This window comes from Nocardia sp. IBHARD005 (genome assembly GCF_052814245.1).
In genome coordinates, this window is record NZ_CP199935.1 from 6,289,882 (window position 1) to 6,298,853 (window position 8,972).

An 8,972-nucleotide genomic window follows, 5' to 3' on the forward strand; every position below is an offset into this window, starting at 1 on the left:
CGCGCCGTAGGATGCCTGAACCCGGGATTCCCGCAAAGTGGCCCGGGTCTGCGACAATCGACGCACGCTCCGGCCGAAGGAAAGGGCTCTCACGCATGCACCGACTTCGTCACGGCGATTCAGGACCAGCCGTCGCAGAGGTTCGGAGCACCCTCGCAAGCCTCGGCTTCCTGCATCTCCCTCACGTCGAATCCACCGACGGCCCGGAGTATTGGAAAGACACCGAGGCGGTGTTCGATCGGCCCCTCGATTCGGCGATCCGCGCGTTCCAGCAGCAGCGCGGTCTCCTCGTCGACGGGGTGGTCGGTCCGGCCACCTATCGCGCGCTGAAGGAAGCCTCCTACCGGCTGGGTGCTCGCACGTTGATCTACCAATTGTCGGCACCGCTCTACGGTGACGACGTGGCCACCCTGCAGCGCAAGCTGCAGGACCTCGGCTTCTACGTGTACCGGGTGGACGGGCACTTCGGCCCGCACACCCACGACGGTCTCAGCGCGTTCCAGCGCGAGATCGGTCTGTCCGCCGACGGTATCTGCGGACCCGACACCTTGCGCTCGCTGGATCTGCTCGGCGCGCGCGTCACCGGTGGCAACCCGCACCGCATCGCCGAGGAAGAAGTGGTGCACCGGGCAGGCCCGCAGCTCACCGGCAAGCGGATCGTCATCGATCCCGGATTCGGCGGCACCGACAAGGGTTTCGCGGTGCCCACCGAATTCGGCGACGTCTACGAGTCGGAGATCCTGTGGGATCTGGCTTCCCGCCTCGAGGGCCGGATGGCCGCGACGGGCATGGAAACGTTCCTGTCCCGGCCGTGGGGCGCCAACCCCACCGATGTCGAACGCGCCGATACCTCCAACGCCTTCGATGCCGATCTGATGATCTCGCTGCGCTGCGCGACGAGTGACAACCCGTCGGCGAAGGGAGTGGCCGGCTTCTACTTCGGCAATTCCCACGGTTCGGTGTCGATGATCGGTCAGGTTCTCGCCGGCTTCATCCAGCGCGAAGTGGTGGCCCGAACCGCGGTGCAGGACTGCCGGACTCATCAGCGCACCTGGGACCTGCTGCGCCTGACCAAGATGCCGACCGTCCAGGTCGACCTCGGCTACCTCACCAACAGCTACGACGCCTCGGTGCTCACCAACCCGCGCATGCGCGACGTGATCGCCGAAGCAATTCTCATCTCGGTGAAACGGCTCTACCTACTCGGCCAGGACGACCAGCCCACCGGCACCTACACCTTCGCCGAACTCCTCGCCGAAGAGTTGGCGGCTGCGGACGCGGGCCACGTTCCCGCCCCGCGCGTGTAGTTCCTCCACAGACCAACGGCCCCGCGATAACCCAAGGTATTGGGTTATCGCGGGGCCGTTTCACTGATCTCGTGACTACATGGGTAACTCGCCGGGAACGGGTAACCCCTCCCCACTTCACCGCCAGCCGCGTCCAAACCAACAACGCACCTTAGTCCGGCCTGAAGTCACGAAGAGGCGGACGAGCCAGAAGTCACGGGGAGGCGGAGCTGCGCAGCCGCCAGCAGTTGGTCGAGTGCGCGCTCGACGTCTTCCTTCCAGCCGTGATCGGAGTTGAGCTCCAGCCGCAGGCGGGGGAAGCGGTGGTGCGGGGCCACCACTTCGAAACCGACCTCGGCGAGGAAATCCGCGTCGATCATGCAGGTTTCGGGCGTGCACCTCGTCGCCGACGACGGGTCGCGCAGTGGCGCCGCGATCCGTTCCATCAGCCGCATCGACGATCCGAAGCCCCGATCGGCCACCGAACTGGACGGTGGGCCGTTGCGAATGCCGAACGCCTCCAGCGCCCGCACGCCACGACGCACCAGATCGGCCACCACGGCCTGAACAAGGCGATGGGCTACATCGGCCTCGTCGTAGGGGAATTCGGCCTGCAGCGTGGTCAGCAGGACCGCATCCGGGCTCACGGGGGAGGTGGGGAACAGTGCGGACCGCGGCACCGCACCCGGGGGCGAGTACAGCGCGCAGCCCGCGAGATTGTTGTCCACGTGGGCCACCTGCCCGCACGAGCCCCATTCGAGCATCACCGTCGAGAGCCAGGCTTCCTTCTCGAAGACCGGATCGCTGAACGCATGCGAGTCGGCGGCGACGGCCGGGTCGAGCTCCCAGAACACACACCGCCGGGTGTGCGCCGGGAGCTGACCGAGCCCGTCGAGAGTCAAAGCCGTGACGCTGGTCGACACCGCTCTGTTCAGCCTCCAGCTGTCGGATTCATCCACGCTCACGCCACATCACTATCCACAGTACGTGCCGCCTCTTTCAGTCACAGTGACGTTTCGGGGCCGACGTGGTCCATTAGCGCCACGATGCGCTCGAGATCTTCGACGGAACCGAACTCGACAACGATCTTGCCCTTGTTCTTACCGAGGCTGACCGTGACCCTGGTGTCGTAAGACCCCGAGAGTCGCTCGGCAACATCCTGCAGTCCCGGCATGTGGATCGGTTTGCGTTTCGGCGCCGGGGGAGCGGTCGGCGAGGGCTCCCGATTCGCGAGTTGCACCGCTTCCTCGGTAGACCGAACCGACAGCCCCTCGGCGACGATCCGCGCCGCCAATACTTCCTGTGCGTCCGCGCCGGCATCCAAGCCGAGCAGCGCCCTGGCGTGCCCGGCCGAGAGCACCCCGGCGGCCACCCGACGCTGCACCGGAATCGGCAGCTTCAGCAAGCGAATCATATTCGTCACCACCGGCCGGGATCGACCGATTCGCGAAGCCAATTCCTCGTGGGTGACATCGAATTCCTCGAGCAGCTGCTGATAGGCCGCCGCCTCCTCGAGGGGGTTCAGCTGCACGCGGTGGATGTTCTCCAGCAGTGCGTCGCGCAGCATCGAGCCGTCGTCGGTGTCGCGGATGATCGCCGGGATGGTGGCGAGTCCGGCCTCCTGGCACGCGCGCCAGCGGCGCTCGCCCATGACCAACTGGAACTTGTCGACCCCCGGCTCGATGCGGCGCACGACGATCGGCTGCATGAGACCGAACTCGCGAATCGAGTGCACAAGCTCGGCCAGTGCGTCTTCCTCGAAGACCTGGCGCGGCTGCTTCGGGTTCGGCTCGATCAGGTCCGACGGAACCTCGCGGTACACCGCGCCGCCGGGGGAGACCAGATCGGATTCGGGCTCGGATTCGAGCTCGGGTTCCGGCTCTGCATCGGGAACCCGATGCAGGAATGCCTCGGCCGGCTGCGGGCCGATCGGATTGATCCCGATCACGCTTGCCGCCGCACTACTCAAGCCCGGCGCCACGGCCGGACCCGTCGGGATCAATGCGGCCAACCCGCGACCGAGACCGCCCTTTTTCGCCTGACTCATCGGCTACCGATCCCTTCCTCGTTCCAACTCACGCTTAAGACGCGTCTTGCTTCAGCTGCGCACGAGCGGCGAGCTCGCGTCCCGCGTCCATGTAACTCATCGCACCGCGGGAGCCTGGATCGTAATCGAGCACGGTCATCCCGTAGCCCGGCGCCTCCGACACCTTCACGCTGCGCGGGATCATCGACTTGAGGACGACATCGCCGAAGTGGTTGCGCACTTCCTCGGCAACCTGGTCGGCCAGCTTGGTGCGGCCGTCGTACATCGTCAGCAGGACGGTCGACACGTGGAGTTCCGGGTTGAGGTGCGCCTGCACCAGCCCGATATTGCGCAGCAGCTGACCCACGCCTTCCAGCGCGTAGTACTCGCACTGGATCGGGATCAACACCTCCTTGGCCGCCACGAGCGCGTTGACCGTGAGCAGGCCGAGCGAGGGCGGGCAGTCGATCAGCACGTAATCGATGTCGAAACCGGCCATGGCCGCCTCGCGGATCGCGGTCTTCAACCGGCCTTCCCTGGCGACCATCGAGACCAGTTCGATCTCCGCGCCGGCCAGGTCGATCGTGGCGGGGACGCACAGCAGGCGCTCGCTGTGCGGGCTCACCTGGATCGCGTCCTTGACCGCCACCTCGCCGATCAACAGCTCGTAGCTGGACGGCACACCCGAGTTGTGTGCGACGCCCAGCGCCGTACTCGCGTTCCCCTGCGGATCAAGATCGACCACAAGGACCGTCATTCCCTGGTGCGCTAGCGCCGCAGCGAGATTGACCGTCGTAGTCGTCTTGCCGACGCCGCCCTTCTGGTTGGCGATAGTGATGACCCGTTGCTCGCGAGGTTTCGGCACAGTGACCTTTCCTGGATGCAGAATCTGGCTGGCGCGTTGCGCTTCCGCCGCGATCGGGGTCTCGGCCGGGGAGATATGCCCGAAAGGAGTATTCCCGAACGTCTCCGCGTCGAAGCTGCTGGAATCCAGCATCCCCGGGACCCGCGACGCGGTTTCCCGTGAAACATTCGCCGGACCGCTCGACATAGATTGCTCCTAACCCGAGAAACTTCAGATCACGTATCCCCGACGAGCGTCGGCGCCGTGTCGTCACAAACAAACTGTGTCGGTGGAGAACTCGAAGGCTCGAGGAGGGTGGCTCACTCCCGCCCGACCCTGATAGCTTGCCAGCCCTAAGACAGTTAGGAAAGCTGAATCGCGGCACGCCGAGAAGGACACGCTGTTCCGCCTCTCCGAGACCACGTTCCACGTGAAACCATCCACGTCTTCCTCGCCGCCGAGGTGCAGCTACGGTCCAGGCGAATATGGATCAACGCACGAGCCGCTGCGATCCGGCTGGTGAAATCCGCTCGGCGATTGCGGAGTTGGATCTACAAGCAGAGAGGGGAGGGGTTTCGCGTTCCACGTGAAACACTTCTGCTTCGCGAACGCGGCACCCCTCCGCAACTATCGAAAATCGAACCGTTTCAAGCCTATGCAACGACCCTCGGCATGATTCGTCACGTTACGAAATGTGCGAACCTACCCAGCAGACGAAGTTTCAGGCCGATCAGGATTCGCGACGCTTTCGCGCTTTCTTCTCCACGCCGGCGGCCTTGCGTTCACTACGACGAGTGGGACGCTCGGCGCGGGGGAGCAGTTCGGCACTGATGACAAGGGTGGGGATTTCGACGATGCCCGCACCGCACCCGACAACACGGAGATCGGTGGCACCGTCTCGGATCAGCTCGGCGCCGTCGCGTTCGAGTTCTTCTGCGGCGCTGGTTCCTTTGAGAGCGAGCATGCGGCCGTGGTCACGAAGCAGGGGGAGCGACCAGTGCGCGAGTTTGGCGAGGGGAGCGACCGCGCGCGAAGTAACGACATCCGCACCGCCCGCTTCCTTGATCACGCCGGACTGCTCCGCACGACCGCGAACCACAGTGACATCCAGTCCGGCTTCTTCGATGAACTCGCTCAGGAAGATCGTCCGGCGCAGCAGCGGTTCCACGAGAGTGATACGAAGGTCGGGCCGGGCGATGGCGAGCGGGATTCCGGGAAGCCCGGCGCCGCTACCGATATCGACTACCGAAGCGCCCTCATCGATCAGCTCGCCGATGACGGCACAGTTGAGGATGTGGCGCTCCCACAGCCGGGGAACCTCGCGCGGGCCGATGAGACCGCGTTCCACGCCGGCCGTCGCCAGCGCCGCGCAGTAGCGGCGGGCGATATCCAAGCGGTCGCCGAACACCCGGGCAGCGGCGGCGGGCGGTTCCAGCTCGTCGGACGGCGTGCCCAGTTCTCGTTCCACGTGAAACATCCTTCTCCGTTGAGGGCAATGAAAAAGCCCCCGGTCCGAGACCGGAGGCCTAATCACATCATTCGTGGTTACGGCGGAGGTAAGCCTACTCGGGCACTACCACCACGTGACGATTCGGCTCGACGCCTTCGCTCTCGCTTGCTACGCCATCGATATCGGCCACGGCGTCGTGCACGATCTTGCGCTCGAACGGAGTCATCGCGGACAGCGCCTCGGGCGCTCCCGACTCGAGCACCCGCTTCGCGGCGGCGACGCCGATCTCGCTCAGATCGGTCCGGCGCTGTGCACGCCAACCGGCCACATCGAGCATCAGCCGGCTACGCACGCCGGTCGCCTGCTGCACGGCGAGCCGGGTCAGCTCCTGCAGTGCGTCGAGCACTTCACCGTTGCGCCCGACGAGCTTGGTCAGATCGCGGCCGCCGTCGATGCTCACGATGGCACGGTCGCCCTCGACATCGAGGTCGATATCGCCGTCGAAGTCGAGCACGTCGAGTAGCTGCTCGAGGTAGTCGCCGGCGATCTCGCCCTCTTCGATCAACGCTTCTTCGGCGTCGTTCACGACGTCAGCAGCAGTTGTCGCCACAGTGGCGTCCCCTCCGTCGGTCTCGGTCTCAACAGTCATTGGATTCCCTCTATCCGATCGCGTCTCAGCGCTTACGCTTCTGGTTCGCACGGCCACGGTTACCCGGCCGCTGCTGCCCGCCGGGCCTGCGCTTGCCGCCGCCCTGCTTGGCCGACTGTTTGGGGGTGGTGCCGTTGGTCGTCGCGGTGCCGTTCGCCGACGGCTCGCCATCGGCCGGGGCGTCCTGCTTCTTGCGGACGTCGACCGGCTTGGCGCCGGGCTTGGGCGCGTTCTGCGACCGCAGCTCCAGCTTCTTCTGCTTGCGCTCTTCGTCTTCCTTTTCCATCCGGCCGAACACCAGGTGCTGCTGTCCGTAGGTCCAGATGTTGTTGGCCACCCAGTAGAGCAGGATGCCGATCATCAGGAAGGGGCCACCGACCATCACGCCGAGCGGGAAGACCCACAGCGACAGCTTGTTCATGATGGCGGCCTGCGGGTTGGCGGCGGCTTCGGGCGTCTGCCGCTGTACCGAGGCGCGAGCGTTGAAGTGGGTCGCGAGACCGGCGATGATCATCAGCGGCACCGCGACCATCGCGATGTTCAGCTTGGTCGGCGTACCACCCCAGTCGGCGAACGCCTGCATCTCGCTCACGGGCGCGGTGATGAAGGACGCGATCGGCGCGCCGAAGATGCGCGCGCTCAGGAACGACTGGACGTCGGTCGCGCTGAAGATGTAGTTCGGGGTGTGCGCGTTGTCGTAGGCGGACATGCCCAGCTGACCCCAGCCGTGGCCGGTGCGGTTGAACGAGCGCAGCACATGGAACAGACCGAGGAAGACAGGCACCTGCACCAGGACCGGCAGACAGCCCATGAGCGGGTTGAAGCCGTGTTCCTTCTGTAGCTTCTGCATCTCCCGCGCCATGGTCTCGCGGTCGTTCTTGTACTTCTTCTGCAGCTCCTTGATCTGGGGCTGCAGTTCCTGCATCTGCTTGGTGGTGCGCACCTGCTTCACGAACGGCTTGTACAGCACCAGCCGGAGAGTGAAGACCAGGAACACCACGGCGAGGCTCCACGTGAGCCCGCTGTCAGCGCCGAACACAAAGCCGAAGGCCTTGTGCCAGAACCACAGAATTGCGGATACCGGCCAATAGATGATGTCGAGCACGGCTCTAGGTACTCCCGTCGTTCGTATCGCCGATCAGCGCGGGCGATGACTGTGTGCAGTGTCTATTGCGCATGCTCGGGCGGCCTCCGTGGTCACGCTCCGCTTCCGCCTCCGGCCGCTGACCGCTCATGCGAGCTTTCGACCCGCGCTCAGGCACGGGATCCCACCCTCCAGGGTGCCAGGGCGCGCATTTAGCGAGCCGCACGACCGTGAGCGCCGATCCGACGACCAACCCGCGGGTACGCAAGGCAGTCACCGCGTACTCACTGCAGGTGGGGGTGAACCGGCAGATCGGCATCCGGGTGGGGGAGACATAGGTCCGGTAGAGCTCGATCAGCGAGATCAAGGCTTTCGCGGGGAGGCGGGTGAGGGTCCTCATCGCCGTTCACCGGCCGAGGTGCGACCGAGCGCGAGCTCCGGTTCCCCACGCAAGCCGAGCTTGCGCAGACCGGTGCGCAGCTGGCGCAGCAACTCGGCGGAATCGGCGGTAGCGGCACCGGGCAGTGCCCGGATCACGACGTCGGTGCCGACCGGTAGTTCGTCGACCACCTGGGCGCACATATGACGCAGGCGGCGGGCCACCCGGTGGCGAACCACCGCGTTACCCACCGCCTTGCTGACAATCAGCCCGAACCGAGGACCGCCTACGCGGACCAGGGAATCGCCGTCGGCGACATCGTCGTACCCGAGCGTAAGCGCGTGTACGACGAGATCTCGCCTCCCGATTCGCTGACCGCGGCGCACCGTGCGGGAGAATTCGGCACGGTGGTGCAACCGATACGGCTCAGGCAACACCCGAGCGTCCGACTACGCGCGATCAGGCAGTCAGTTCGGTACGGCCCTTACGGCGACGCGCCCCAACGATGGCGCGACCCGCACGGGTACGCATCCGGAGACGGAAGCCGTGGACGCGAGCCCGACGACGGTTGTTCGGCTGGAACGTCCGCTTGCCCTTGGCCACGGTCAACACTCCTGTAGTAGGTGGGCACCATTCGGCGCCCGAAGTCTGTACAAATGATTTGTCTGCGCTGCGGACCGCGGTCTACGCACAGATTGCCTTGGCGATCGATGTGCAGCAGACAGCCGCCAACCGCGCCAAGGGGTGACTGTACGAGGGTACTTACCCCGAAGGAACGGGTCAAACTCGGCCCCCACGTACCTGTCACCGGCACAAGGTCAAGGCTACCGGACACCCGAAAGGACCAAGGGATCGGCCCGACCAGGCACGACACGCCCGGGCCGCAGTGACGCATGCGGCCACTTTTCGTGAGTTCTTCCACACCCCTGGCGTTGCGCGGCTCGGCCAGCTAGCCTCTGTAGCCGGGGGATTGCTGAAGAACCGCAGGTCCAGCCCCATTCACTGCCACACGCTGGCAGAATTCCTTTATCCCCAGGTTTGTCCACATCTGTGGATAATTATGTGGACAGACGGCCGCAGTGGCATATTCGTAGGGCCGTCGGTGCCCGCGCCGTAGTCCGCCAATCACCGGGCCACAGCGTTCGAACCGGCTTCGGTTGTCCGCAGGATCACTGGATTACACCTGTTCAAGGGTGCTTTCCGGCGTGCGCGAAGGCCGTGGGCCCCAACAAACCGGTCCGGGGAGGACGCTGT

10 protein-coding genes are annotated in these 8,972 nt (G+C 65.3%); 1 reads left to right on the forward strand and 9 read right to left on the reverse strand.

Annotated features, from left to right (window positions below; translation table 11 throughout):
- Window positions 1-95 precede the first annotated feature (95 nt).
- On the forward strand, window positions 96-1,307 hold the full coding sequence (locus ACTWPB_RS29475) for a peptidoglycan-binding protein (protein WP_446223699.1): 1,212 nt from the start codon (window positions 96-98) through the stop codon (window positions 1,305-1,307).
- Between the two features lie 167 nt (window positions 1,308-1,474).
- Here ACTWPB_RS29475 and ACTWPB_RS29480 read toward each other — a convergent pair whose 3' ends face one another.
- The 9 genes from ACTWPB_RS29480 to rpmH all read right to left on the reverse strand — a co-directional run bounded on the left by ACTWPB_RS29480 (window position 1,475) and on the right by rpmH (window position 8,321).
- Window positions 1,475-2,209, reverse strand: coding sequence for a GNAT family N-acetyltransferase (locus tag ACTWPB_RS29480; RefSeq protein ID WP_446226538.1), 735 nt, complete (start codon window positions 2,207-2,209; stop codon window positions 1,475-1,477).
- Between the two features lie 80 nt (window positions 2,210-2,289).
- The gene (locus ACTWPB_RS29485) at window positions 2,290-3,333 is read right to left on the reverse strand and encodes a ParB/RepB/Spo0J family partition protein (protein ID WP_446223700.1); all 1,044 of its coding nucleotides are present in this window, start codon (window positions 3,331-3,333) and stop codon (window positions 2,290-2,292) included.
- 34 nt (window positions 3,334-3,367) lie between these two features.
- Window positions 3,368-4,363 (reverse strand): ParA family protein, encoded by a 996-nt coding sequence (locus ACTWPB_RS29490; protein ID WP_446223701.1) that lies wholly within the window; start codon window positions 4,361-4,363, stop codon window positions 3,368-3,370.
- Between the two features lie 523 nt (window positions 4,364-4,886).
- The gene (gene rsmG / locus ACTWPB_RS29495) at window positions 4,887-5,633 is read right to left on the reverse strand and encodes a 16S rRNA (guanine(527)-N(7))-methyltransferase RsmG (protein ID WP_446223702.1); all 747 of its coding nucleotides are present in this window, start codon (window positions 5,631-5,633) and stop codon (window positions 4,887-4,889) included.
- Between the two features lie 85 nt (window positions 5,634-5,718).
- Window positions 5,719-6,255, reverse strand: coding sequence for a Jag family protein (locus tag ACTWPB_RS29500; RefSeq protein ID WP_379296482.1), 537 nt, complete (start codon window positions 6,253-6,255; stop codon window positions 5,719-5,721).
- Window positions 6,256-6,280: 25 nt separating this feature from the next.
- Entirely contained in the window at window positions 6,281-7,360 is a 1,080-nt protein-coding gene (yidC, locus tag ACTWPB_RS29505; protein ID WP_446223703.1) for a membrane protein insertase YidC, read from the reverse strand.
- A gap of 4 nt (window positions 7,361-7,364) precedes the next feature.
- Window positions 7,365-7,739, reverse strand: a complete 375-nt coding sequence (gene yidD / locus ACTWPB_RS29510) for a membrane protein insertion efficiency factor YidD (protein ID WP_446223704.1) — start codon at window positions 7,737-7,739, stop codon at window positions 7,365-7,367.
- Window positions 7,736-8,155, reverse strand: a complete 420-nt coding sequence (gene rnpA / locus ACTWPB_RS29515) for a ribonuclease P protein component (RefSeq protein ID WP_446223705.1) — start codon at window positions 8,153-8,155, stop codon at window positions 7,736-7,738. Before rnpA ends, yidD begins: the two co-directional genes overlap by 4 nt.
- Window positions 8,156-8,177: 22 nt before the next feature.
- Window positions 8,178-8,321, reverse strand: coding sequence for a 50S ribosomal protein L34 (gene rpmH / locus ACTWPB_RS29520; RefSeq protein ID WP_194826147.1), 144 nt, complete (start codon window positions 8,319-8,321; stop codon window positions 8,178-8,180).
- Window positions 8,322-8,972 lie beyond the last annotated feature (651 nt).

What these genes read in the sequence shown, in the direction of transcription:
- ACTWPB_RS29475 (WP_446223699.1), top strand. Translation starts at nt 96, where the DNA reads ATGCACCGACTTCGTCACGGCGATTCAGGACCAGCCGTCGCAGAGGTT.
- ACTWPB_RS29485 (WP_446223700.1), bottom strand. Translation starts at nt 3,333, where the DNA reads ATGAGTCAGGCGAAAAAGGGCGGTCTCGGTCGCGGGTTGGCCGCATTG.
- ACTWPB_RS29490 (WP_446223701.1), bottom strand. Translation starts at nt 4,363, where the DNA reads ATGTCGAGCGGTCCGGCGAATGTTTCACGGGAAACCGCGTCGCGGGTC.
- rsmG (WP_446223702.1), bottom strand. Translation starts at nt 5,633, where the DNA reads ATGTTTCACGTGGAACGAGAACTGGGCACGCCGTCCGACGAGCTGGAA.
- ACTWPB_RS29500 (WP_379296482.1), bottom strand. Translation starts at nt 6,255, where the DNA reads ATGACTGTTGAGACCGAGACCGACGGAGGGGACGCCACTGTGGCGACA.
- yidD (WP_446223704.1), bottom strand. Translation starts at nt 7,739, where the DNA reads ATGAGGACCCTCACCCGCCTCCCCGCGAAAGCCTTGATCTCGCTGATC.